This is a genomic window from Type-F symbiont of Plautia stali, assembly GCF_059731105.1.
On record NZ_AP035910.1, the window covers coordinates 195,748 to 220,707 of the forward strand.

Annotated in this window: 24 protein-coding genes and 1 pseudogene; 19 read left to right on the forward strand and 6 right to left on the reverse strand. The window is 54.7% G+C overall.

The genetic code is table 11. From position 1 onward, the window contains the following. Positions 1-353: 353 nt before the first annotated feature. Genes ulaA through AC6I7A_RS20415 form a run of 3 tightly spaced genes read right to left on the reverse strand, consistent with a single transcriptional unit; the run spans position 354 to position 2,536 of the window. Positions 354-1,727: a PTS ascorbate transporter subunit IIC gene (gene ulaA, locus AC6I7A_RS20405; protein WP_058958197.1), complete on the reverse strand. Its 1,374-nt coding sequence runs from the start codon at positions 1,725-1,727 to the stop codon at positions 354-356. Between the two features lie 29 nt (positions 1,728-1,756). Further along, on the reverse strand, positions 1,757-2,038 hold the full coding sequence (locus AC6I7A_RS20410; RefSeq protein WP_009092933.1) for a PTS sugar transporter subunit IIB: 282 nt from the start codon (positions 2,036-2,038) through the stop codon (positions 1,757-1,759). Between the two features lie 48 nt (positions 2,039-2,086). Next, on the reverse strand, positions 2,087-2,536 hold the full coding sequence (locus AC6I7A_RS20415; protein ID WP_046102686.1) for a PTS sugar transporter subunit IIA: 450 nt from the start codon (positions 2,534-2,536) through the stop codon (positions 2,087-2,089). 418 nt (positions 2,537-2,954) lie between these two features. Between AC6I7A_RS20415 and AC6I7A_RS20420 the strand changes: the two genes are divergently transcribed. The 12 genes from AC6I7A_RS20420 (at position 2,955) to AC6I7A_RS20475 (ending at position 13,601) form a co-directional block, all read left to right on the forward strand. Next, positions 2,955-3,689 (forward strand): GntR family transcriptional regulator, encoded by a 735-nt coding sequence (locus AC6I7A_RS20420; protein ID WP_009092935.1) that lies wholly within the window; start codon positions 2,955-2,957, stop codon positions 3,687-3,689. Positions 3,690-3,948: 259 nt separating this feature from the next. Then, the gene (locus AC6I7A_RS20425; RefSeq protein WP_058958196.1) at positions 3,949-4,947 is read left to right on the forward strand and encodes an MsnO8 family LLM class oxidoreductase; all 999 of its coding nucleotides are present in this window, start codon (positions 3,949-3,951) and stop codon (positions 4,945-4,947) included. A 23-nt stretch (positions 4,948-4,970) separates the two neighbouring features. After that, positions 4,971-6,122 (forward strand): amidohydrolase, encoded by a 1,152-nt coding sequence (locus AC6I7A_RS20430; RefSeq protein ID WP_058958195.1) that lies wholly within the window; start codon positions 4,971-4,973, stop codon positions 6,120-6,122. An 84-nt stretch (positions 6,123-6,206) separates the two neighbouring features. Next, positions 6,207-7,520: an LLM class flavin-dependent oxidoreductase gene (locus AC6I7A_RS20435; RefSeq protein ID WP_058958194.1), complete on the forward strand. Its 1,314-nt coding sequence runs from the start codon at positions 6,207-6,209 to the stop codon at positions 7,518-7,520. 11 nt (positions 7,521-7,531) lie between these two features. Then, positions 7,532-8,473, forward strand: coding sequence for an ABC transporter substrate-binding protein (locus AC6I7A_RS20440; RefSeq protein ID WP_058958193.1), 942 nt, complete (start codon positions 7,532-7,534; stop codon positions 8,471-8,473). Positions 8,474-8,482: 9 nt separating this feature from the next. After that, on the forward strand, positions 8,483-8,995 hold the full coding sequence (locus AC6I7A_RS20445; RefSeq protein ID WP_058958192.1) for a GNAT family N-acetyltransferase: 513 nt from the start codon (positions 8,483-8,485) through the stop codon (positions 8,993-8,995). Positions 8,996-9,004: 9 nt separating this feature from the next. Beyond that, on the forward strand, positions 9,005-9,937 hold the full coding sequence (locus AC6I7A_RS20450; RefSeq protein ID WP_046102680.1) for an amino acid ABC transporter permease: 933 nt from the start codon (positions 9,005-9,007) through the stop codon (positions 9,935-9,937). Beyond that, positions 9,921-10,715, forward strand: a complete 795-nt coding sequence (locus AC6I7A_RS20455) for an amino acid ABC transporter ATP-binding protein (protein ID WP_009092943.1) — start codon at positions 9,921-9,923, stop codon at positions 10,713-10,715. Before AC6I7A_RS20450 ends, AC6I7A_RS20455 begins: the two co-directional genes overlap by 17 nt. A gap of 53 nt (positions 10,716-10,768) precedes the next feature. Continuing rightward, complete coding sequence (locus AC6I7A_RS20460; protein ID WP_498004998.1) at positions 10,769-11,620, forward strand: ABC transporter substrate-binding protein; 852 nt, start codon at positions 10,769-10,771, stop codon at positions 11,618-11,620. Between the two features lie 156 nt (positions 11,621-11,776). Further along, entirely contained in the window at positions 11,777-12,337 is a 561-nt protein-coding gene (locus AC6I7A_RS20465) for a non-canonical purine NTP pyrophosphatase (protein WP_009092945.1), read from the forward strand. Then, complete coding sequence (locus AC6I7A_RS20470) at positions 12,334-13,128, forward strand: SIR2 family protein (RefSeq protein WP_009092947.1); 795 nt, start codon at positions 12,334-12,336, stop codon at positions 13,126-13,128. The genes AC6I7A_RS20465 and AC6I7A_RS20470 overlap by 4 nt, the downstream gene beginning before the upstream one ends. A 23-nt stretch (positions 13,129-13,151) precedes the next feature. Further along, entirely contained in the window at positions 13,152-13,601 is a 450-nt protein-coding gene (locus tag AC6I7A_RS20475) for a hypothetical protein (protein ID WP_140029160.1), read from the forward strand. Positions 13,602-13,670: 69 nt separating this feature from the next. Here AC6I7A_RS20475 and AC6I7A_RS20480 read toward each other — a convergent pair whose 3' ends face one another. Beyond that, positions 13,671-14,633, reverse strand: a complete 963-nt coding sequence (locus tag AC6I7A_RS20480) for a glycosyltransferase family 17 protein (RefSeq protein ID WP_072215525.1) — start codon at positions 14,631-14,633, stop codon at positions 13,671-13,673. A gap of 232 nt (positions 14,634-14,865) precedes the next feature. On the opposite strand from AC6I7A_RS20480, the gene AC6I7A_RS20485 reads away from it, so the two are divergent. The 3 genes from AC6I7A_RS20485 (at position 14,866) to AC6I7A_RS20495 (ending at position 18,119) form a co-directional block, all read left to right on the forward strand. Beyond that, complete coding sequence (locus AC6I7A_RS20485; RefSeq protein ID WP_009092949.1) at positions 14,866-15,192, forward strand: YebG family protein; 327 nt, start codon at positions 14,866-14,868, stop codon at positions 15,190-15,192. A gap of 1,042 nt (positions 15,193-16,234) precedes the next feature. Next, entirely contained in the window at positions 16,235-16,465 is a 231-nt protein-coding gene (locus AC6I7A_RS20490) for a phage holin family protein (protein ID WP_369750608.1), read from the forward strand. A gap of 28 nt (positions 16,466-16,493) precedes the next feature. Continuing rightward, positions 16,494-18,119 (forward strand): cholesterol oxidase substrate-binding domain-containing protein, encoded by a 1,626-nt coding sequence (locus AC6I7A_RS20495; protein WP_009092951.1) that lies wholly within the window; start codon positions 16,494-16,496, stop codon positions 18,117-18,119. Between the two features lie 64 nt (positions 18,120-18,183). On the opposite strand, the gene AC6I7A_RS20500 is transcribed toward AC6I7A_RS20495, so the two are convergent. Further along, on the reverse strand, positions 18,184-18,459 hold the full coding sequence (locus AC6I7A_RS20500; protein ID WP_009092952.1) for a hypothetical protein: 276 nt from the start codon (positions 18,457-18,459) through the stop codon (positions 18,184-18,186). Positions 18,460-18,873: 414 nt separating this feature from the next. Here AC6I7A_RS20500 and AC6I7A_RS20505 point away from each other — a divergent pair. From AC6I7A_RS20505 to AC6I7A_RS20520, 4 genes and pseudogenes are all read left to right on the forward strand, one after another. Next, positions 18,874-18,990, forward strand: a pseudogene (locus AC6I7A_RS20505) (hypothetical protein); the annotation flags it as partial. Between the two features lie 162 nt (positions 18,991-19,152). Next, positions 19,153-19,986 (forward strand): BglG family transcription antiterminator LicT, encoded by an 834-nt coding sequence (gene licT, locus AC6I7A_RS20510; protein WP_009092953.1) that lies wholly within the window; start codon positions 19,153-19,155, stop codon positions 19,984-19,986. Positions 19,987-20,122: 136 nt separating this feature from the next. Next, on the forward strand, positions 20,123-21,985 hold the full coding sequence (bglF, locus tag AC6I7A_RS20515; protein WP_058958068.1) for a PTS beta-glucoside transporter subunit IIABC: 1,863 nt from the start codon (positions 20,123-20,125) through the stop codon (positions 21,983-21,985). Between the two features lie 12 nt (positions 21,986-21,997). Continuing rightward, a complete protein-coding gene (locus AC6I7A_RS20520) occupies positions 21,998-23,392 on the forward strand; it encodes a glycoside hydrolase family 1 protein (protein ID WP_058958069.1) in 1,395 nt (464 codons plus the stop codon). A 65-nt stretch (positions 23,393-23,457) separates the two neighbouring features. On the opposite strand, the gene AC6I7A_RS20525 is transcribed toward AC6I7A_RS20520, so the two are convergent. After that, complete coding sequence (locus AC6I7A_RS20525) at positions 23,458-24,585, reverse strand: Fic family protein (protein ID WP_058958070.1); 1,128 nt, start codon at positions 24,583-24,585, stop codon at positions 23,458-23,460. Between the last annotated feature and the right edge of the window lie 375 nt (positions 24,586-24,960).

The window sequence follows — 24,960 nt, forward strand, 5'->3', positions numbered from 1 at the left end:
CATATTTTTTGTGGATTAGGCCGCGTTTATCGCGTTGTTATATGCGGATGAGAGTGTAAATGTTAATCATTATCATTCAAATGTTTTGTTGTTAAATTTTATTTATTAGCGCATCTAATGTTGAAAGTGTGACTCAGATCACTTTTCCGAATCGGAATAGTCCTTTTTTTGCGGCTTTCAGGGCCAGCAGAAGGCAGTGAAACAGGCAAAATAGCGCCTGCAGGCGGAGCAGAAGGGAACGGAGAGGGGATGATAAAGGGGCGTTTAACGGGTCTGAGAAGGGCGGCACTTACCTGAAAAGGAACAACCAGAAAGTCACGCCTGCCCTTTCTGGTTGGGATCAAAAATGGAAACTAACCGGCATCGGTTTCGGCAGGCACTTTCTTTCTGGCGGTGAAGTTATAGAGCACTAACAGAGCGAAAATACCGGTAACGATCAGGGTAATGGTGCCCTTATCCATAAAGTGAGCCATGTTGCCCAGCAGAATGCCTGTGACGCCGAAGTCGGTGTCTGAGAAGGTGGTGTTGGTCAGCCCAATCTGTCCCAGCACGGGCAGCAGCGCCACCGGCAGGAAGGTGATTAACAGCCCATGTGCAAAGGCCCCGCAAATCGCCCCGCGTTTGCCGCCGGTCGCATTACCAAACACCCCCGCGGTGGCACCGCAGAAGAAGTGAGGAACCACACCCGGCAGAATCAAAACCCAGTGCAGCTGGCCGAGGACAAACAGCCCCACCAGACCCCCGGCAAAGCTGGAGATGAAGCCAACCAGAACCGCGTTCGGGGCATAGGGGAAGACAATCGGGCAATCCAGCGCCGGGCGGGCTTCCGGCACCAGTTTTTCTGAAAAGCCGGTAAAGGCCGGGACAATTTCAGCCAGGATTAAGCGAACCCCCTGCAGAATGATGAAGACGCCTGCGGCAAAGGTAATGGCCTGAATAAACGAGTAAACGAGGTAGTTCTGACCATTGCTGAAGGTGGATTCCACATAGGCTTTACCGGCCGAGATCGACAGGATTAAGTAGATAATCATCATCGTCAGTGAGATGGAGATGGTACTGTCGCGCAAAAAACTCAGGTTTTTTGGCATGTTCATCTCTTCGGTTGAGCGCGAGCCTTTTCCCACCAGAGAGCCGATCCAGCCCGACAGGACATAACCGATGGTGCCGGTGTGCGCCAGCGCCACCTGGTCACCGCCAATGATCTTCCGCATATAGGGCTGAGCGATGGCCGGAAACGTGGCCATCAGCATCCCCAGTGCCAGCGAACCGGTATAGATGAGCTGAATGCCTTCAAAACCCGCGACCGATAATATGATCGCGATCATGCAGGCCATATAAAAGGTCACATGCCCTGACAGATAAATATATTTAAGCCGGGTGAACCTGGCGACGAGGATATTGGCGACCATACCAAAGGCCATAATCATCGTGGTCGGCGCACCATATTTTGCCAGTGCAATCGAGACCATCGCCTCATTATTCGGGATAATGCCCTGAACATTGAACGCATGTTTAAAAATGTCGCCAAGCGGCGTCAGGGAACCGACCAGAACGGTCGCGCCACCGGCCAGCACCAGGAAGCCCAGAATCGTTTTTACCGTGCCCTTAATCACATCCGGGAAGGGTTTCTTCTGCGCAACCAGGCCGAAAAATGCCACCAGTCCGACTAATATAGAGGGCACTTTCAGCACGTCGACGACGAACTGCAAAAGATTTTGAGTAAACATATTAACCTCGAGGGTAAGTGTTTATCGGCTTATAACTGTCCGTTTTTCTCAAAATAGTCTCGTATTTTTTGCTCAATCTCTTTCAGGTCAATAATGTTATTGATGATGATGATTTTCTCTTCCGGAAGATTGGCGCTGTAGGCAATATCTTTTGCCATCACAAAAATATCCGCCACGTCGGGCGTTACCGAGCCGAGATCGGAATGTTCAACCTCAGCCTCCACCCCTAATGTCTTCAGCACTTTTTTGATGTTCATTTCCATCATGAAACTGCTGCCCAGACCTGAACCACACACTGCCATCATCTTCATATCAGACCTCATTCTCTGGTGATCAAAATTAACGTGTTAACGGGTACATCAGACGCCTGACAAAATTGCCAGCAGCGCTTCATGGCTGTCTGCATTAAAAACCTGCGCCATGATGTTCTCATCGGAGAGGACTTCCGCCAGCTGGGAAATCATTTCGATATGGCTGTTACTGTCCGGTGCGGCAAACATAAAAAGCACTTTCACCGGATCGTTCTCTTCAGAATCAAATTTCACCGCCGTTCCCAGCAGCAGCACCGACAGCCCCAGTCCGAGCGCGCCCTGTTCAGGACGAGCGTGAGGCATGGCAATCTGCGGAGCGATAACAAAAAAGGGTCCGATCGCCTTTTTTTGCTGGATGATGGCATCAATGTAAGCCTGTGAGATGACGCCTTCGCTGAGCAGAGGGCGCCCTGCCAGCACAATCGCTTCCTGCCAGTCAGCCACGCGCTCCACGTACTGAATTCGCTCGCTATTCAACCAATCCGCCAGATGTGACATCGCTGTAATCCTGTCTCTCGTTGCGCGTTCAAAGTTAACGCTACGCAGATGCCGTTTGCGCGTCGCCGCGCTCTTCAGGACGGCTGCGTTCGTTAACTCTCCCTGAACCTGTACAGACACTTTCCAGAGATTCGCCCTGATGACTTCCCGCAGTGAAGGGGCCAGCCGGTGGATGAGTGATCCGGCAACACATCTGTACAGGTTAAAGATGTCTAGTCATCCTGATGATGTCCTTCGACGTGTAGGGACACAACCGCTAAAATTAAAATATGGCTACACAGGCTTAACATCTGTGCCAATTTGATAGGTTGGTCACATATTCACCTGACCGGGGTAGTACTTTTCCGGCAATGTCAGGCAGAAAGGGAGTGGCACGGATACAGGGAGTCTCTCCTTCACGCAAATGGGAAGAACGTCGATGGCTGATGGCATGACTGAAAAGCAGAAAGAGGTGGTCGATTACATCCTCACGCGGATTAAAGATGACGGCCTTCAACCCGGTGAAAAGCTGGATACGGAAATAGCCATCGCAAAGTGCCTCGGTATCACCCGCACAACGGTGCGTGAAGCGACCCGAATTCTGGTGGAGCAGCAGCGTATTTATCGGGTGAAGGGATCGGGGATATTTGTGGGTGCGACGGAGATCAGTAGCCAGGCTCACCGATATCACGTGCTTTCCCCGTTTGATTATCAGGCGCAGAGAAACGGACACAAAGGCGTCCGTAAAATTATCTCTGCCAGCATTATCCGGGTGCCATCGGCAGAGATGGCGCAGGCGCTGCGCATTAAAACCAGCGATCCGATCTATAAAATATTACGACTGATGTGCTTCGATGAGACGCCGGTGGCGCTGGAACATATTCATCTGCCGGTGAATATGTTTAACAGCATGGAGTTCAGCAAACTGGAAGTGTCGAAATATGCCTATATCGAGGAAGTGACCGGAAAAAAAGTGCAGCTGCGCGACCAGCATTTAACGGCCATTAACCTGACGCAGGCTGAGACGCTGGCATTACTGAAATTAGGGGCAGGGGATGCGGTTATCCAGATTAATGAGACGGTTTTTCTCGATGATGGCGTTCCCTGCGAGGTTAATGTGGCGATTATCAACACCCGCTTTTTTCCACTGAAGCAGAACTCTCAGCGCCCCTGAATAAAGCCGGTAATTCAGCGCTTCACATAAGACGATTTTGTGCAATCCTTTGCCACTCTGCACGTTTTATTCACTCTGAACCCGCCCTGATAAGGCGATAGCAGGCCCGGTTTCGGGCTTTCGTCCCTTATTTCGCTTTTATTTCGCCGCGCCCCGCCAATATGACGAATTCAATAAAGCATAAAACAATATGATGTTTTACCAATAATCTCCTGCGCAGCACACTGGTCAGCAACCGGAATCAATAAGGACCAGGTGAATGGCATATCAATTAAGTCTGTTAGACAAAGCGCCCATCCTGCAGGGCGAGACGCCTGCGGCGGCGCTTCAGCGCACGCTGCAACTGGCGCAGCGGGCAGAGGCGTGGGGCTATCACCGCTTCTGGCTGGCGGAACATCACAACACTGCACAGCTTGCCAGCCCTTCACCGGAGCTTCTGATCGCCTGGATCATTGCGCAGACCCGCCATATCCGGGTCGGATCGGGCGGCGTGATGTTGCAGCACTACAGCCCCTATAAAGTGGCCGAAAACTTTAACCTGCTCGCCTCGCTGGCGCCGGGGCGCATCGATCTCGGCGTCGGCAAAGCGCCAGGCGGATTACCGCTCTCCACCCAGGCGCTGCAGCGGGGTGTTGATGCCACCAGTAAAGGCAGCTTTGCCGAACAGCTTCAGCTGCTGGATAGCTGGCTGAAACCGGATCAGCCGAAACCGGATGAAGAGGGGCTGGCGGCGACACCGCTGCCTGCGCGTCCGGCTAGCCGTTTTCTGCTGGGGGCCAGCGAAGAGAGTGCACGGCTGGCTGCCTCGCTGGGCTGGCAGTTTGTCTTTGCGGCGCATCTGAATGGTGACCGCGCGTTGCTTGAGCATGCGCTGAGTACCTATACCCGCCTGAGTCACGGTCAGCGCGCGCTGGTTGCGGTTCAGGTGGTGGTGGCTGACTCGCCCGCCGAAGCTGACCTGCTGGTTGCCTCTCTGCGCCACTATCATGTGGCGGTGAAAGGGGGCCCGGGTGTGAACGTCGCCAGCCTGGAGCAGGCGGAGCGCTACGTGCGTCAGGGGGGCTATCGCGACTATCAGATTGAACCTCGCACCCCGTCACTGCTGAAAGGCACGGCGGCGCAGGTGCATGCTCAGCTGGACGCCCTGCATCATCACTTTGCTATCGACGAGTTCGTCATCGATACGCCCGTCACCGATCCGGTTGCCCGCCAGCGCTCGCTGGAACTGCTGGCCACCCATCATCTGATTGCGGCCTGATCCCCAGCCAGCGGAGAGTCATCATGTACCCTGAATCACAACTGATTGAATGGCGACGCGAACTGCATACCTGGCCGGAGCTGTCCGGTCAGGAGTTTGCGACGACCGCACGGCTGCGCGGCTGGCTGCAGGCCGCAGGCATCCGGCTGCGCGATTACCCGCTGGAAACCGGTGTGGTTGCTGAAATCGGCCAGGGTGAAACGGTGATTGCTCTGCGCGCCGACATTGACGCGCTGCCGATCCATGAGGCGAGCGGGGTGCGTTTTCACTCCCGTCATCCCGGCGTGATGCACGCCTGCGGTCACGACCTGCACAGCGCGGTGATGCTGGGCGCGGCCCTGCAGCTTCAGGCTCAGGCCGACACCCTGCCCGGACGGGTGCGCATCCTGTTTCAGCCCGCCGAGGAGATTGCGCGTGGTGCCCGGCAGTTCATCGGGGCGGGCGTGCTGGATGAGGTGCAGGCTATCTTCGGGATGCACAACGAACCTTCGCTGCCGCTTGGTACGTTTGCCACCCGCAGCGGCGCGTTCTACGCCAATGCCGACAAATTCATCATCCGCGTGACCGGCAAAGGTGCGCATGCCGCCTACCCGGAGCAGGGCGTCGACAGCATCGTGACGGCCAGCCAGATTATTCAGGCACTGCAGGGGCTCACCAGCCGCAGTTTTAACGCCTTCGACAGCCTGGTGCTCAGCATCACCCGCATCGACGGCGGCAAAAGCTGGAATGTGTTGCCGGGCGGGGTGGAGTTTGGCGGCACGGCACGTACGCACGACCTGCAGGTGCGCGCCGACCTGGAGCAGCGGGTGCGTACCCTGGTTGAGCAGTTTGCCGCGGCCAATGGCGCGCAGGCGACCCTGACCTGGCAGCCTGGCCCGCCGGTGCTGATCAACGATCCCCACTGGGCAGGATTCTGCAGCGATGTGGCCCGCCAGGCGGGTTACCGGGTGCAGACCGCCGAACTGCATCTGCTGGGTGAAGACTTTGCTTTTTATCTGCAACAGGTGCCCGGCGCCTTTGTCAGCATCGGCAGCGCCAGCGAGTTTGGCCTGCATCACGCCAGCTTTACCCCCGACGAGGCGCTGATTGCGCCCGCCGCTGACTACTTCGCTCAACTGGCCCGCCAGGCGCTGCAACATCTCAGTGCGCGATGTCAGGCATCCCTTCCACTCTGAATAGCATTTATCTGCTGCCGTAACCGCACGACGGTGCTGAACAGCGTCGTCAGGCACCGCGACGACTAAAAAAGAGAGAACATCATGACCACAAGACAACTTCGGCTGGGCACCATTCTGCATGGCGCCTCAGGCAACATGTCCGCCTGGCGCCATCCGGCGGCCCAGGCCGATGCCAGCATCAGCCTGGATTACGCCAGAAAAATCGCCCGTAAGGCGGAGCAGGGCAAACTCGATTTTCTGTTTGTCGCCGACGGGTTGTTTATCAACGAGAAATCGATTCCCCACTTTCTTAACCGCTTTGAGCCGCTGACGCTGCTCTCGGCGCTGGCCGGTGTCACGGAGCATCTGGGGCTGGTCGGCACCGTCTCCACCTCCTACAGCGAGCCGTTCACCGTGGCGCGTCAGTTCGCGAGCCTCGATCATCTCAGCGGCGGGCGCGCAGGCTGGAACGTGGTGACGTCCCCGCTGGAAGGATCGGCAAAAAACTTCTCCCGTCAGCAGCATCCGGAACATGCGCTGCGCTACCGCATTGCCGATGAGTATCTGCAGGTGGTGAAAGGGCTGTGGGATTCGTGGGAGCAGGATGCGTTTGTGCGGGACAAAGCGAGCGGGCAGTTTTTCGATCCGGCGAAGCTGCACACCCTGGATCATCACGGTGACTTCTTCCAGGTTCAGGGGCCGCTGAATATCGGCCGTACGCCGCAGGGGCGTCCGATTATCTTCCAGGCGGGCGCATCCGCAGACGGCAAAAAGCTGGCGGCGCGCCATGCCGACGCCATCTTTACCCATCAGCCAACGCGCGAAGAGGCGCAGGCCTTCTATCAGGATGTGAAGCAGCAACTGGTGGCCAATGGCCGTCAGCCGGAAGATCTGCACATCTTTCAGGGTGTCAGCGTGATTGTGGGCGATAACGCCGATGACGTCGAACAGCAGTACCAGACCACTGCGGCGCTGGTTTCGGTGACTGATGCGCTGAACTACCTCGGACGCTTCTTTGACCATCACGACTTTTCTCAGTACCCGCTGGATCAGCCGTTCCCCGATATCGGCGACATCGGACAGAACAGCTTCCGCAGCACCACCGACGAGATCAAACGCAAAGCAAAAGAGCAGGGGCACACCCTGCGTCAGGCGGCACTGGAAGCGGCCACCCCGCGCCCCCTGTTTCACGGCACGCCTGAAGAGGTGGCGGATGGCCTGCAGCTCTGGTTTGAAACCCACGCCACTGACGGCTTTATCATCAATGGCGGCACGCCTGACACCTTTGAACGCTTTGTCGATCGGGTGGTGCCGATTCTGCAGGCACGCGGCCTGACGCGCCGTGACTATCCGGGCACCACCCTGCGCGACAGCTTCGCCCTGAAATCCCCCGTTAATCAGTTCACCTCACAATAAGAGTCCGGATCATGCAAAAACCCTTACGTCTCATCGCTCTGCTTATGCTGGCCGCCAGCAGCCACGCTCTGGCAGAGGGCACCAGCGTTTCCTACAACGGCCAGCGTGTCAGCGTGGAAGCCAACAAAGCGCCGATCAACACCGCGAAAAATGCGGAGGCCATCGCGCAGCTGCCCGCCGGTCACCATTTTGTGGTGCCGGGCGCGTTTACCGTGGCGGTGGCCGCGCTTAACTCTCCGCCGCTTACAGTCTTTTCAGACGACAACAAAACCCTGCTCGGCAGCGAGGTGGACATCGCCCGGCTGGTCGCCGACAGCCTGGGACTGAAGCTGAATGTCGTCCCGACCTCCTGGGAGGACTGGCCGCTCGGCGTCGCCTCGGGCAAGTATGACGCGGCGATCTCGAACATCACCGTGACGAAGCCACGTAAAGAGAAGTTCGACTTCGCGACCTATCGCAAAGACTCGCTGGGCTTTTATGTCCGGACCGGCAGCCCGATTCAGTCGCTGACCAAAGCGGAGGAGATTGCCGGGCTGCGGATCATCGTGGGTTCCGGCACCAATCAGGAGGCGATCCTGCTGGCGTGGGATAAAGAGAATCAGGCTAAGGGCCTGAAACCCTTTACGCCGATCTATGCCAAAGATGATGCCGCGCAGACGCTGGCGCTCCAGTCGGGTCGGGCAGACGCCTATTTCGGGCCGAATGTGATCGGGGCCTGGAAGGCGGCACTGACCGGGAAAACCCGGCTGGTGGGGAGTGTGGATGGGGGCTGGCCAAAAGCGGCTCACATTGCGGTGACGGTGAAAAAAGGCAGCGGTCTGGCCGAACCGATTAGCACGGCGCTGAATGGCGTGATCGGCAATGGCGACTATCAGAAGGTGCTTAACCGCTGGGGCGAAGGCGTTGAGCAGATTGGTCATTCTGAAGTTAATCCCGCCGGACTGGGCGATTAAGGAGCTGAGATGAGTGAATTAACGTTTCGCGAGGTGTCGCCCGAGGCGCCGGAGCTGCAACCGATCCTGGGCGGCCTGTTCGGTGAATATGCCGCACGCTACGGCGACTATTTTGCCCGGCTTAAGGAGCAGGAGCTGACAGAGTGGTATCTGCCGCCGCAGGGGCTGTTTATTGTCTTGGAGCGCGACGGCGAGATCATCGCGATGGGCGCCTACAAACCTTATGACCCGCAGACCGCCGAGCTGAAGCGCATCTGGACCCGCAGCGATCTGCGCCGTCAGGGTCTGGCGCTGGTGATTCTGCAGGAGCTGGAGCGTCGGGCCCTGCAGGCGGGCTATCAGCGGCTGTTTCTCACCACCGGCTTCCGTCAGCCTGAGGCCGTCCGGCTCTACACCGGTCACGGTTATCAGCCTCAGTTCGATCTCAGCGGCGATCTGGAGCGTTACGGTCAGCCGCCCCACGACGGGCGACTGCGTTTTATTAAAGTGATTGGCGTGTATAACGTCGCGGAAGCGAGTTAAGGATCGACGATGAGTAAACCTCAGCATCAACAGTTACAGGTGGTGCCGGCCCGTTATCCGGCACGCACCGCTGGCGCGATCGTTGCGCTGTTTATCCTGGCAGGCGTCGTGCAGTCGGTGGCCTTTAATCCGCGCTGGGAGTGGGGGGTGTTTGCACGCTGGTTCTTTGATCCGGTGATCCTGCACGGTCTGGGACAGACGCTGCTGCTCACCCTGCTGGGGACGATCTTCAGCCTGCTGGCTGGCGGTCTGCTGGCTCTGGCGCGCCTCTCCTCCTCCTGGCTGCTGAGCACGCTGGCATGGGGCTACATCTGGCTGTTCCGTTCACTGCCGCTGATCGTCGTGCTGATTATTCTTTATAACTTCTCCTATCTCTATGAAACGCTCTCGATAGGGATTCCGTTTACCGGCCTGTCGTGGGGCGCGTTTCAGACCATCAATGTGCTGGGACAGTTTCCGGCTGCGGTCATCGGCCTGACACTGGTGCAGGCGGCCTACAGCGCGGAGATCATTCGCGGCGGCATTCTCGGTGTCGATCAGGGGCAGGTGGAGGCGGCTTCTGCGCTCGGCCTCTCTGCCACGCGCCGCACCTTCCGCATCATTCTGCCGCAGGCGCTGCGCACCATTATTCCGACCACGTTCAACGAGATCATCAGCCTGGCGAAAGGCACGGCGATGGTTTATGTGCTGGCCATGCCGGAGCTCTTTTACACCATTCAGATGATCTATAACCGCAATCAGGAGGTCATTCCGCTGCTGATGGTGGGTGCCGCGTGGTATCTGATTATCACCACCGTGCTCTCCGTCATTCAGTACAACGCAGAACGCTGGATGGCCCGCAGCGTAACGCGTGAACCGCAACCCTCTCGCTGGCGTCAATGGCGCAACCGCGTCTCGCCACTTCAACCGACCGAGGAGATCAGCCATGTCCGAAGCCATTGATTATCGTCTTTCTCACACCAGCGGGGCCATCAGCATCACCGGCGTCAGTAAACGTTTTGGCAAACATAAAGCGCTGGATAATGTCTCACTCTCCCTGCCGCCTGGCTCGGTCACGGTGATCCTCGGCCCCTCCGGCTCCGGTAAATCCACCCTGCTGCGCACCATAAATCATCTGGAGCGGGTCGATGAAGGCTTTATTCAGATTGATGGCGACTATATCGGCTATCAGCAGCGCGGCAACAAGCTCTATGAGCTGAAGGAGCAGGCAATTCTGCGGCAGCGCATAAACGTCGGCTATGTTTTTCAAAACTTTAACCTGTTCCCGCACCTGAGCGTGCTGGATAACCTGATTGAAGCACCGATTGCGCATCGCCAGCTCTCCCGGCAGGCGGCGATTCAGCGGGCCGGTGAACTGCTGGACATTGTCGGCCTGCGCCACAAAGCCGATGCCTGGCCGCGCCACCTGTCAGGCGGGCAGCAGCAGCGCATCGCTATCGCGCGGGCGCTGATGCTCAATCCCAGGGTGATGCTGTTCGATGAACCCACCTCGGCGCTGGACCCGGAACTGGTCGGCGAAGTGCTCGATGTGATCAAGAAGCTGGCGCGCTCCGGCACCACGCTGGTCATTGTGACGCACGAGATCGGGTTTGCCCGCGAAGTGGCTGACCATGTGGTCTTTATGGTGGATGGCCGGATTGTGGAGCAGGGCACGACCCAGCAGGTGCTCAGCAATCCGCGTCACGAGCGCACCCGTCGCTTCCTGGCGCGCGTCTTATGAGGCGCCTGACGCCTCTGGCGCTGGCATTCGCGGGGCTGATCCCGGCGCTCTCCATGGCCGCCCCGGAAAAGCCCGACATCCGCCGCAACGAAACGCCCATCCATGCTCCGGCTAATCCGCTGGCGATCGCTAAAATTCCGGCGAACTATCACTTTATCGAGCCGGGCACCCTGACCGTGGCGACCTCAGCCACAAACTCGCCGCCGCTGGCGCTGCTGGCCTCTGACAACGTGACCCGCATCGGCAGCGATCCCGACATCGCCAGGCTGCTGGCTGACAGTCTGGGGTTAAAGCTGAAGCTGGTGCCGGCCTCATGGGAGGACTGGCCGCTGGGGATCAGCGCCGGGCGCTATGATGTGGCAATGTTTAATATCGCCGTCACCGAAGAGCGTAAGAAGAAGTTCGACTTTGCCACCTATCGTGCCGACAACCACGCTTTCGCGGTGAAAAAGGAGAGTCCGATCAGTCAGATCAGTGCGCCTGCTGACATTGCCGGGAAGCGCATTATCGTGTCGTCGGGCACCAATCAGGAGCGGATCCTGCTGAGCTGGGATGCGCAGAACCGGGCGAAAGGTCTGCCTGCCGTGACGCCGATCTACCTGACCGATGATGCCTCTGCGACGCTGACGCTGCTGTCGGGTCGGGCCGACGCCCTGTTTGGCCCGCACTCCATGGCCGCCTGGAAAGCCGCGTCGCGCGGCCAGACCCGACTGGTGGGCAACGGGCCGTTTCGTGCCTGGGTCGCCGTCACCACCAAAAAGGGCAATGGCCTGGCCCCGGCACTCCAGTCTGCGCTGGATGGCACCATCGCGGGCGGCCAGTATCAGCAGGTACTGGCCCGCTGGGGTGAACAGGATGAGGCCGTCGACCACTCCCTGATAAACCCGCCAGGTATCGTTTACTGACATCGCCAGACCGGTTGCACTGCGCTAACCGGTCTGGTGCACGGCATGCTGATAACCCGATAATTGCACTACACTCTCCGGCGTGACTGTTTTATCCTGCCCCCTCAAACTCATAAAAAATTCTGTTGTGTGGCGGAGTTTCAGCCCTGGAAGCCCATGAAAATCAGATTCCTTTCTGCCAATGAGCAAAAGCTGGCGGAGGTGCGCAAGATACTCGAACCTGTCGGAGTCGAAGTGCTGCCCATCGCCCGTCGCATCGAAGAAATACAGACAGAAAACGAGCTTGACCTGGTGCGTGATAAGCTGACCAAAGCTTTCGCGCTGATCGGGCGGCCGCTGTTTGTTGAGCACACCGGCCTCTATCTGGATGGCCTGAATGGGTTGCCCGCGGGTCTGACCCGCATCTTCTGGAATCGCCTCGACGCTGAGCGCTTTACGGCGCTGGTGCAGGGACTCGACAGCCAGGCCGTCACGGCCAAAACGGTGCTGGGTTACTGTGACGGCCGCAAGATGTATCAGTTTTCAGGCGAGCTGCGCGGCACTATCGCGGCAAAACCCGCCGGCACGCGCGGCTTTCAGTGGGACTGCGTCTTTATTCCCGAAGGCTATGAGCAGACCTTTGCCGAAATGGGTGAACTCAAGAATGAGATCTCCATGCGGCGTATCGCGCTGGATCGCTTCGCCACCTTTTTGAAAACCGCCCGGGGAGTGGCATGAAACCTGAACTCAAACGCGCCTATGATTCCGGCAAACTGATCCTGTTTGCCGGTGCCGGTATCTCACGCAATTTCGGCCTGCCGGAGTGGCATGAGCTGATTGCTCACCTCGCGCATGAATTGGGCTACGATCCAAAAATCTTTAATACTTACGGCACGCACCTGTCGCTGGCGGAGTATTACAAACAGAAAAAAGGCTCGCTGGGTCCGCTGCGCAGCTGGATGGATCGCGAGTGGCACCGGCCCGATATTGATGTCCGCTCTTCTGAAATTCACACCATGATTACGCAGGGTAATTTCTCGCGTATCTACACCACTAACTACGATCGCTGGCTGGAAGCGGCGCACGACGCGCACGGGGTTCCCTATTATAAAGTGGCGAATGCCGCCGATCTGGTGTCGCTGACCGAAGAGAAGCGACACATCATCAAACTTCACGGCGATTTCGACGACGATACCTCCATCGTGCTGGATGAGAGCAGCTATTTTGAGCGTCTCTATTTCGACTCGCCGCTCGACATCAAACTCACCCACGACGTGATGGGCAATTCGGTGCTGTTTGTCGGCTACAGCATCAGTGACTTCAACATTCGCCTGCTCTTTTACCGCCTGACGAAAATGTGGGGCCGCACCGGGCTGGCAACGGCCCGGCCAAAATCGTACCTGTTTACCAACCGCAACAACCCGGTGGCAAAAGAGGTGCTGGGGCAGTGGGGGATCGAAGTGATCGTCTCGGAAGAGGATGATCCGCGTAAAGCGCTGGCACAGTTCCTGGAAGAGTTGCTGGTGTAATGCCCCTATCGCCTGCTCAGAGAGTGGCTGCTTACAATCAATCAATGCGTGGCGTTATGATCAGAAGTGTTGTGAAGGGTACAGTGATCGGTTTTACGGGGCTTGTTCTGCTGGCCCTGACAGGGACAGGAACGCTGATCTATCTGAAAACGGGTGACCAGTACTACAGTGAGGAAAACCTTGCGGCGTGCAGACATTACACGGTTGAGCAGGCAAAACAGACCGTGCTGAGTGCCTGGCTGAGACAGCCCAACGACTGGCAAAACTGGCATGAAGCAGCCGAAGTCGCCCGCCAGAAGGGCATACGGTTCATTGACGCAGAGATAAGCGGCCCGGCTGAGCAATGGCTGGTCCCTTTTTATGCAGAGCGCGTTACGGGCAGAAAGCAGTACGGCATGCTGGATTGTGGCAAACTCACCGTTGAGTTTGCGTCTGAGTGGTATACTGAGCATCGCGACGATTCAGGCCATTGAAAACGGCCACCTTTGCCCGGCTGTTGCGATAAAACAGCCCGCTCCGGGCGGGCTATCAGGTCAGAGGTCTTATCGTTTTATAAACTCTTCGAATTTTTCCTGATTATCTACCAGCCAGGCCGGCATATATTCATAATCAATAGGCCGGATGACCATCTTCCTTGGCCGGTTCCAGATATCTATATTTTTATCAACACAGCGCCGGATGTGATCCGGATTATTGAACTCGGGAAGATTATTTTCTGTATGGGAAATTGTCTCCATCTTCTCGCTGATGCGTGCATCGGTCATTACCCAGGAAAAATGCCAGCCCGCGTTCATGACAATCCGGGTGCGCATCTTAAGAAGTCTCCAGCGCCACCAGCTATCCCGTATTGGGGTGCCTTTACGCTTCACGTTGCGTAACAACTCTGGCTGTCCCTGAAAAAAGCCCTTAAGGTTTTTCATCGTCGTCATTTTCGGCAGGCGACATAAGCGCGCCGAGCCATCATCGTTGAGTACCTGAACATTAAATTTATAGTTAAAAAAGTTCTGATACAGCGTCGTGCACAGATGACGGCGACTGAACTGCCTGAGGGCAGCAGGGTGAGGAATTTCATCAACGTCGGAAATGATGATGATATCGTCGTCCTGAGCATGGCGCAGACCATGCATAATGCTGTTACGCGCAATGGTTTCATTTTCCCACGGATCGGATTCCCCGGCTTTCACCACAGAACTGCCGGACAGGAATTCATGTTGATAAATGGTGGGAACGGAATCATTTATCACATAGATGATCTTTTCGCGAAACGCGGCGAACCGGTCAATATTGAAATTAAGTTTTTCTCGTCGCTTGCCCGTGAAAGTATAGAGAGATTCAACGATGACGAAGCGGTCAACATGCTCATAAAGTGTATTTAAACGCAGTTCAAGAAGCATATCTTCATCGTAGTACAGGAAACAATCGTAAATCATTGGCGAACTAATCCTTTTGCCATCATCATCAATTTTATTTTTTGCGGATTGTACCTGCTGTTTTACGCTTTCCATACACTTTCCAGCGTTTTTACTGCCACCCTCCTGACAGAATCTTTCTGCCCCCCGCCTGAAGCTGCGTCAGACAGGGGAATCTGACCCCATCGCCGGATTAACGTCCTGATCGGAGAAAAGCCTGCGCGATGATAAGGTTCAATTGCACATCTCCGTTAAACTCCATTCTCTGCTGGCAAAGCAAACTGAGCATGATATACTGTATGTATACACAGTACCTGAGGGCAAAAAGATGGCTGTTGAAACAAAATTTGTAGTAGTCAGAAAGGGTGAAGAGAAGATGACGTTTGCCAATAAGAAAGAGGCCGATGCCTACGACAAAATGCTCGATATGGCCGAAGCCTTCACCGACTGGCTTTTACAGCATCAGCCCGCGATGGACGAAGCACAGGCTGAAACGCTGGGCCTGCTGATTGCTGAGCAGAAAGAGTCGGTACAGCATATCCTTCGCACCAGCAAACTGCCGGAGGCGACGACCCACGCTTCCCGCTCAGACGATGCTGACAGCCAGGCTGATGAGCCTGCGGCGAAGAAAGTGCGCGCAGTAAAAGCGGCCTAATCTTCACTACAACGCCGGAAGCGAATCTTCCGGCGTTGCTGTTTCTGACTTAAGATTCTCTTCCCGTCTCATCCGTATTAGCTCATTAAATGAGTCCCATCGTTCATCGTTATTCCTGAGCGCTCTGATTCTGACAGAACAGGCGGGGGTAATGCACATTAAAATTCTTTTCTGAAAAATATAAGCTCATCAAAATTCTTTGCCCGCACTCTCCCTCTGCCATTCTGTGCGACCCATCAGTGATGACAGTAGTGCTCAGACAGGGTCAGCATGCCTGTTCCGCCTCTATCAATCTCTCCTGGCAGTAAATAAGGCATCCTGAAACAGGGTAAATCCTGCCTAAGTCCGGAAAATAAATGTGAAACCCTTCCGGAAATCCCCCCAGTCATTGACCAGGAAGATGCTACTGAATTTTTTAATTCTTTTATGAACCTGTACGTTAAAAACGCGCTTTCCAAAAAAATTATCATATTGGACTTTTTTTTAATTAACATCTACCGCCTGTTATGTATAGAAATCATAAAAACGGAGAGGAGGTTCGATTTTGATTATACTTGTGAATAAAAAAACCAGAAGCCTGTTTTGTAAAGGAAAGGTAATTTCCCTGAGCAGGAACGAATTCACACTTTTTATTTTTATGATCAAAAGCAGGAAGGCAAGGGAGATTGATGTTGCCGATTTAATTTTACAGGTGTGGGAAGCAAGATATAAATCCATCTCTGCCAATAATATCTCTCAACTTTTCTATCTGTTGAGAAAAAAAGTTCAGATAATAGACCCCCTTTTGAATCTGACTTACTCAAAAAGCAAAGGCGTTCAGTTTTTTATACCCAAAAGCCTCGTTTTTATCACCTGTAATGAAAAGCTCTACTTCTTTTTACAAAAGAAAATGACCTGGTTCAGAAAATTTACACGTCGCACTCTGTTTTTTATTTGAGCATTGCGCTGATCTTCATTATCACTATATCCACTCCAGGTACGACAGGAGGCGTTAACATGTCAGGGGAGATATATGAGAAATGAACCTGAAACAATCTGGCTGATGATCTTCTTGCTGATATCCTTTTTCGGGGGCGTAACAAGATATCTGTTAAGTGCATACGCAGGAAGAGCAGCGCCAACGATACAAACACTTTTATCTGCGCTGACCATCTCAATTTTCTGGGGACTTCTTGGAGGTATTATATGTGTTAATTATGGATTAAGTCTGTATGAAGCCATTGTTATAAGTGGGTCTGTCTCATTTTTCTGTGGTGGATGTGTTTACCGTTAAATCTGAAGAGGTTAAATAAGGACATTCTATGAGCAACCAGATTACAACTGCATTCCCGTTAAAAACGTTCCGCACTGATTTTTTAAACTGGTCAAAAGAGACATCCGGGAAAAATATTCTCTCATGTTCACCTAAGACCAGTGCTGAATTACTCGATGTCATTAACTGGGCTGTTGATAATAAATTCAAAGTTCGCCCGGTAGGTATTCAGCATAACTGGTCAAGATTGACTATTGATAATAATGCTGACAACAGTGATGTTGTCCTGGTTGACATGACGAAACATCTTAATGCTGCAACGATAGTTAAACATGGTGATTACGGCTATATCACGGCTCAGACCGGCATTCAGATGGAAGCTCTTGTTACTCTGCTTGAGAAAAAGAAACTAGGCTTTTACAGCATGCCTGCACCAGGCGATCTGACGCTTGGCGGTGTTCTCGCAATAGGAGGACATGGGACCGGCATCGCCTCTGTCAATGAAGAACGCCCCGCAGGGGGGAGTTGGGGAACCGTCAGCAATAACATTGTCGAACTCAAAGCCATTGTGTGGGATGACAAGCTTAAGCAGTACGTGTTGAAAACGTTCGAAAGAACCAACCCGGAGATATCAGCCTTTATGGTGCATGTCGGGAGAGCATTTATTTATGAAGTTAAACTTCAGGTGCCGCGCAACAAGCGTTTACGCTGCCAAAGTTTTGTCAATGTTCCCGCCGTCGAATTATTTGGTCAGGAGGGTGAAGGTATCAGAACCTATACCTCCTATCTGGATAAATGCGGGCGTGCTGAGATCATCTGGTTTCCGTTTACTACCACACCATGGTTAAAAATCTGGACAGAGTCTCCAGCCTACAACAGGATATCTAAACCCGTCCATTCTCCCTTTAACTATCCTTTTTCGGATAATATTCCTGTTCAGGTTTCCGATTTGGTCAGGAAGATTCACAATGGCTTTCCGGAACTCACACCTTCATTAGGAAACCTGATGTTCAATCTGGTCAATATCGGACTTGGTGCGACAATCAGTAGCGACCTGTGGGGGTGGAGCAAAGATGTCTTGATGTATATCAAGCCAGACACGCTTCGGGTGACGGCTAACGGCTATGTCATCATCACCCGCAGAGAGAACATTCAAAAGGTACTCAGTGAATTTAAGGCGAAATATGAGAGCATGGTGGATATCTACAAAAAATCTAACGCTTATCCCATGAATGGTCCGATTGAAATTCGTGTGACCGGTTTAGATAATCCAGCTGATACCGATATTGCTGGTGCTGTTCCTCCTGCACTCTCCGCAGCCCGGCCTGTTGATGCTCACCCTGAATGGGATGTTGCAATCTGGCTGGATAATCTGACAATGCCTGGTACTCCTGACTCACTGAAGTTTTTCAGAGAGTTGGAAGAGTGGGTGTTCAATCACTATTCTGGCGATTATGCAACGGTACGCGTTGAGTGGAGCAAAGGCTGGGGATATTCAGAAAAAGATGCCTGGGATAATGAGACGGTTATCGACACCCTTATTCCTGATAGCTTAACTCAGGGTATCACCGATGGGTATGACTGGCGTTTTGCAAAAGCGACGCTCGATAAGTATGACCCTCACTACCTCTACTCTTCACCTTTAACCATGAGGCTTTTTAAAGCGACCCTGTAGTCATCATTCGGTCGCTATGAATGAAGCCACCTAAACGGTGGCTTCATATCCGGATAGCTTATTTTTAATCACCCCATTCCTCATTGAAATGGTAGTTAATCTGACTGGCATCGCCACCCAGCGCACTGCCTAATGAAGCAATCGTTGTAAATATAGCAAAGCCAATCGAGTCAAGGGCGTGATGAATGCTTCCTAAGCCGATGGCATCCAAAAGTCTCCCTGGAAAAGAGAGCAGGGGGGTATTGAATAAGTCGTTAATCAGCTTTACACCACCAACAATAATTTCACCAACGTTGCCACCTGAGACTGAGTTTACTTCGCTTATAGTAAGTTCACGCATTGAAATTTCCTTATCACAATAATAAATGGCAAATTTATTACAAAATAATTATGCCTTCAATTGATGGTTGCATAAGCTCAACAGGCTGTCAATAATCCGGAAGTCAACTTCTCTGCATGAGAAAATAATAAATCTTCTCCAGCCTGATATCCGGAAGGAGTCGTTTAAATTATTTGTCTTTATTCAGGGTGTCTATTTCCGATTTTTTATTGTTCCGCCGCAATCTCACTATCTGCGGCATGTTAATTCGCTCACGCTTTTTCTGAAACAGAAATTCCCTGGCTTTTCACTGCCCGCGTCCGATATGAGTGTGGCCCCATCATCTGCAAAGGGTTATTACTGGTTAACAGGAAAAACCTGAGCGTCTCACGGTTTCTGCCACTGTGAGGCGCTCAGGTTTTTTTTTGCCTTGCTCGTCCCTTCAGCTGGCTGGAACTGCAGCCCGGCATTCAGTACTGGCATCTCCCGGCGGGTATCGCCCGCACTCAGGATGCCTGGGTGACGGAACGTAAAACCGTGGAGACATTTTAAGTTTCCCTGTGCAGCAGGATCGCCGTCACGCTTTTCACCAAGGCAGATTGAGGTCCGTTTCAAAAATGGTAGAGTGCGCGTACTGGATTGTTACTGCTCAGGCAGGCAAAACCTGATTTCTGGCGTCAGCCGGAGGTCAGGTTTTTTGTTTTTGGGGTCTGGATGAAAATCGCCAAAGTGCTTAATAACAATGTGGTGGTGGTTCAGGACGAACAGGGACGTGAGCAGGTCGTGATGGGACGCGGACTGGCTTTTCAGAAGCGTGTCGGGGACAGTCTTGATACCGCGCAGATTGAGAAAGTATTCGCGCTGCAAAGCGATCTTCTGGTGCGCCGTCTTGAGGAGTTACTGAACCAGATCCCTGCTGAGGTCATGACGACCTGCGACCGGATTATCAACCTGGCAGCACAGCGATTAGGGAAACTGCAGGAGAGTCTCTACATCACATTAACGGATCACTGTTTCTTTGCCATCGAGCGGCAGAAGAAGGGGCTGGCGATAAAAAACGTGCTGCTCTGGGATATCAGGCGACTCTATCCCCGGGAGTTTGAGCTCGGTCAGGAAGCCCGCGCCATCATCGCCCGTCGTCTGAATGTGGAACTGCCTGAAGATGAAGCCGGATTTATCGCGCTTCATCTGGTAACGGCTCAGCTCAACAACGAAATGCCGGAAGTGATGGATGTGACGCGGGTGATGCAGGACGTTCTGCAACTGGTGAAGTATCAGCTGCAGCTGGACTATGACGAGTCATCGCTGAGTTACCAGCGGTTCGTCACCCATCTGAAGTTTTTTGCCCAGCGGATGCTGACACGCACCGTCGTTGATGACGATGATGTGTCACTCCATACCGCGGTCAAAGAGAACTATCCTAAAGCGTGGAAATGCGCGGTGAAGATCGCGCAGCACCTGCAGCAAAGCTATCAGCGCGATCTGACAGCGGAAGAGATGATGTTTCTCGCCATTCATATCGAACGGGTGAGAAAAGAGGGGCGTTAACCCCCTGAACCTGGATTGTTACTGCGTAGTGCAGGCAAAACCTGAGCGCGGCCTCTGAAAAGAGGTCGTTCTCAGGTTTTTTTATTTTTGGCTCCCTCAACGGATGTCTGCGGACATCGCTTGTAAGGAAAGAGAGATGGAATATCAGAAACTGGCGCAGGAGATCCTCAGCCATGTGGGTGGTAAAGCGAACATCGTCAGCCTGGAGCATTGCGCCACCCGGCTTCGTTTCAGACTGAAAGAGAGTCAGAAGGCGGATGCGGAGGCACTGAAGAAAAACCCGGGTGTGATTATGGTGGTTGAAAGCGGCGGGCAGTTCCAGGTCGTCATCGGCAACCATGTGCATGCGGTCTGGCAGGCGGTTCGCGCTGAAGCGGGACTGCGCGATGACGCCCCTGTCGCAACGGATGAAAACGACAGTGGCGGTAATCTCTTCAGCCGGCTTATCGACATTATTTCAGGTATTTTCACCCCCTTTATCGGCATTCTGGCCGCTTCGGGCATTCTCAAAGGCCTGCTGGCCCTGGCTGTGGTCTGCGGCTGGCTTTCCGTAGAGAGCGGCACCTATAAAATCTGGTTTGCTGCCAGTGATGCGCTGTTCTTCTTTTTCCCGCTGGTGCTGGGTTATACCGCCGGTAAGAAGTTTGGTGGCAATCCGTTCATCACCATGGTGATCGGCGGGGCACTCACCCATCCGACCATGATCGCCGCCTTTAATGCCAGCCAGCAGACCGGCGCAATGGCGGACGCGTTTCTGGGTATCCCTGTCACCTGGTTCAACTACAGTGCGTCGGTCATTCCGGTGATTCTTGCCGCATGGGTGAGCTGCTGGCTGGAAAAACAGAGCAACAGGCGGCTTCCTGCCTCCATGAAGAACTTTTTTACGCCCCTGATCTGCCTGGGCGTTACCGTGCCGCTCACTTTTCTGGTGATTGGCCCCGTGGCCACCTGGCTGAGCATGATGCTGGCCAACGGCTACCAGTGGATTTATGCGCTGGCCCCCTGGCTGGCTGGCGCCGCCATGGGTGCGCTGTGGCAGGTCTGTGTGATCTTTGGTCTGCACTGGGGGCTGGTGCCTCTCATGATCAACAACCTGGCGGTGCTGGGGCACGACTCAATGCTGCCGATGCTGCTGCCCGCCGTCATGGGTCAGGTTGGCGCCGCGCTGGGGATTTTCCTGCGCAGCCGTGATGCCCGGCAGAAGGTGCTGGCTGGCTCGTCCGTGACAGCAGGGATTTTTGGTATCACCGAACCGGCTGTGTATGGTGTCAATCTGCCGCTGCGTCGTCCCTTTATTTTTGGCTGCGTGGCGGGTGCTATCGGCGGGGCGATTGTCGGCTTCAGCCACACACACGTTTACTCCTTTGGCTTTGCCAACGTCTTCACGATTGCTCAGATGATCCCGCCCGGCGGGGTCGATGCCACCTTATGGGGCGGGATTGCCGGAACAGTGCTGGCGCTGGTTCTGAGCTGTGGCATGACCCTGCTTGCCGGTATGCCCAAAGCCGCCGCCCCTGTGGCGGCGACACCCCTCTCCTCAGACGAAAACGCGATCCTTTCCCCGCTGTCTGGCACCGTGCTGGCGCTCGATCAGGTGCCGGACGCCACGTTCGCCAGTGGCCTGCTGGGACGCGGTGTCGCCATCATTCCGCTTGATAACAAAGTCATCGCGCCGTTTGCCGGTGAGGTCGCCTCGCTGTTTCAGACCCGGCACGCCATCGGCCTGCTGAGTGATAGCGGCGTCGAGCTGTTGATCCACGTCGGCATCGATACGGTGAAGCTCGACGGCAAGCCGTTTATCGCACACGTCAGCGCAGGCGACAAAATTCAACCGGGCGATCTGCTGCTGGAATTTGATCGTCAGGCGATTCTTGCTGCCGGCTATGACCTGACCACCCCCATCATTATCAGTAACAGCGATGACTACGCTGATGTCATCACGGCTGCAGCCAGCACCGTGACGGCCGGACAACCGTTACTCAGCCTCAGCCATCAATAACAGGAGAACAGCATGAAAACTTTCCCGGATTCATTTTTATGGGGCGGCGCCGTTGCCGCAAATCAGGTGGAAGGAGCCTGGCGTGAGGCGGGTAAAGGCCTTTCGACCTCCGACCTTCAGCCGCAGGGGATTTTTGGTCCGGTTTGCGAGCGGGGCCCAGGCAGTCACAGCCTCAAGGATGTGGCGATTGATTTTTACCACCGCTATCCGGAGGATATCCGCCTGTTTGCCGAGATGGGCTTCAGCTGCCTGCGGGTCTCAATTGCGTGGACACGCATCTTTCCGCAGGGTGATGAGCAGCAGCCTGAAGAGGCGGGTCTGGCTTATTATGACCGGCTGTTTGACGAGCTGGCCGCGCACAACATCACGCCTCTTGTGACACTGTCACACTATGAGATGCCCTGGGGACTGGTGACGCAGTATGGGGGCTGGGGCAATCGGCGGGTAATTGATTTCTTCAGTCACTATGCCCGCACCGTATTTACCCGTTACCGGCATAAAGTCAGACTCTGGCTGACCTTTAATGAGATTAACATGTCGCTGCACGCCCCTCTGACCGGGGTAGGTCTGCCGGAAACCGCCAGCAAAGAGGAGGTGTATCAGGCGATTCACCATCAGCTGGTCGCCAGCGCGCTGGCGGTAAAAGCCTGTCATGAGATTATCCCTGACGCCCAAATCGGCAACATGCTGCTGGGTGGGCTGGTCTATCCATTGAGCTGCAAACCCGAAGATGTTCTGGAAGCCCTGCAGGAGAACCGGACATGGCAATTCTTTGGCGACGTTCAGTGCCGTGGCGCTTATCCGGGCTACATGTTGCGCTTCTTCCGCGACAACCATATTGCCCTTGAGATCACCGACGCCGACCGTGAAGCGCTAAAATCGACCGTCGATTTCATCTCTTTCAGCTACTACATGACCGGCTGCGTCACCGCCGATGACGCGCTGAATCAACAGCTGCGGGGCAATATCCTGAGTATGGTGCCGAACCCCCATCTGCCCGCATCTGAATGGGGCTGGCAGATTGATCCAATTGGCCTGCGCACGCTGCTCAATCTGCTGTGGGATCGCTATCAGAAGCCGCTGTTTATCGTTGAGAATGGGCTTGGCGCGAAAGATAAACCCGATGCCGCCGGGGTCGTGCAGGATGACTACCGCATCAGCTACCTCAACGATCATCTGGTGCAGGTCCGTGAGGCGATTGAAGATGGCGTGGAGGTCATGGGCTATACCAGCTGGGGCCCGATCGACCTGGTCAGCGCATCGAAAGCCGAACTCTCTAAACGCTACGGATTTATCTACGTCGATCGCGATGACAACGGCGAGGGTTCACTGGCGCGCAGCCGTAAGAAAAGCTTCTACTGGTATAAAGAGGTCATCGCCACCCGAGGAGGATCGCTGAAAGGGTGATCGCCGCGGGAAAGCGGCATCGCGCTGCCTGCAGTCTCTTTTTCCTCCGTGCAAAACCGGCTGAGTCAGGGTGGCTCGCCGGTATTGACCTGATAGCGGGTGCTCCTGCCGCCGCCTTCCAGCCGGTAAAGGCACCCTTTTTCGACCAGATCCGCCAGATGTCGGGTTGCAGTGGCTTTACTGACTTTTGCCACCTTCTGATACTGACTGGCGCTGATCCCCTGTTCAAATCCCTGCTCGCCGCCATCCAGCAGCCGGTTCAGCACTTTAACCTGCTCCTGGCTCAGTCCCGTTCCCTGATAGCGCAGCCAGAATCGCGCCTTAATCTGCGTGCGGTCAATCACGCTCATCGCCTGTTGCAGGCTCTCATCAAGGATATCCAGGAACCACACCAGCCAGCGGGTGATGTCGGTGTCGCCTTTTTGCGTCTGTTCCAGAATGCGGTAATAGTCCGCACGGTGCGCCAGAATAGCGGGAGACATGGCGTAGAGACGGATACTCTGACTGTCGGCCTGCGCCAGTGCCAGGTCGGTAAGTGCCCGCGTGATACGGCCGTTGCCGTCATCAAAGGGATGCAGGGTCACAAACCAGAGGTGACAGATCGCGGCCCGCAGCAACGGGTCGAGCATGACGTCCTGCTGGCTCTGGTTAAACCACGCTATAAACTGCGCCAGCTGCGGCTCCAGTCCGTCACGCGGCGGGGCTTCAAAATGGATGGTAGGCCGGTCAATACGCCCTGAAACCACCTGCATCGGCTCGCTGCCACGCAACATCCCGACGCTCAGACGCTGCACCGTCCATTCATCTGCCGGAAACAGCCAGTGATGCCACTGATACAGTCGCTCCATCGTCAGCGGCTGGCTGCGGTTGTTGATCGCGTCCAGCATCATCGCCGCCAGGCCTTCTGAGCGGTCAGAGACCGGCCAGGGCTGCTCTTCCGTGACGCCCAGCCGCCGCGCCAGCGACGAGCGGACCGACTGCACGTTAACCCGCTCCTCTTCAATGGCCGATGAGGAGAGGATATTACTGAGCAGGGTATCCAGCGTCTGGCTTTCGCTGTCGGGGTGCAGACTGGCGCGGCCCAGCAGCAGGCCGCGCTGCTGCTGCAGATGGCGCAGGCGCGGTAACAGCACGGCATCCTGCCAGTGAAAGTGGGGCCAGTCGGCCTGTTGCCAGATCCAGTGGGTGTTCATAATCAGCTCAGGGTCAGGGAATGAGCCGAATCACGCACCTTATTCGGCTCATAGAATGAGTCGATAATAGCAAACATTCGGCTCACATAATACGCTGGCGGACCTGAAGAAAGAAAAAGGGCCCGAAGGCCCTGTCTGTTTAGCGGGAGAACTGAATAAAGGTGTCTGAGTAGTAATGTACAATCCAGGCAACATAAGCCAGCCAGATAATTAACCCACCTGTTAAACCGAATTTACCAATCATTGATTTCTCTCCACAGTGATAAGGGTCTGCAGCAATGTTTTACATAAACTGACAGTTGTGGAGAGCGGCTGTATTGTCGCAGATCAAAAAAATCCCGTTCATCATTCACGACATAATCCCTTAGCGATCAA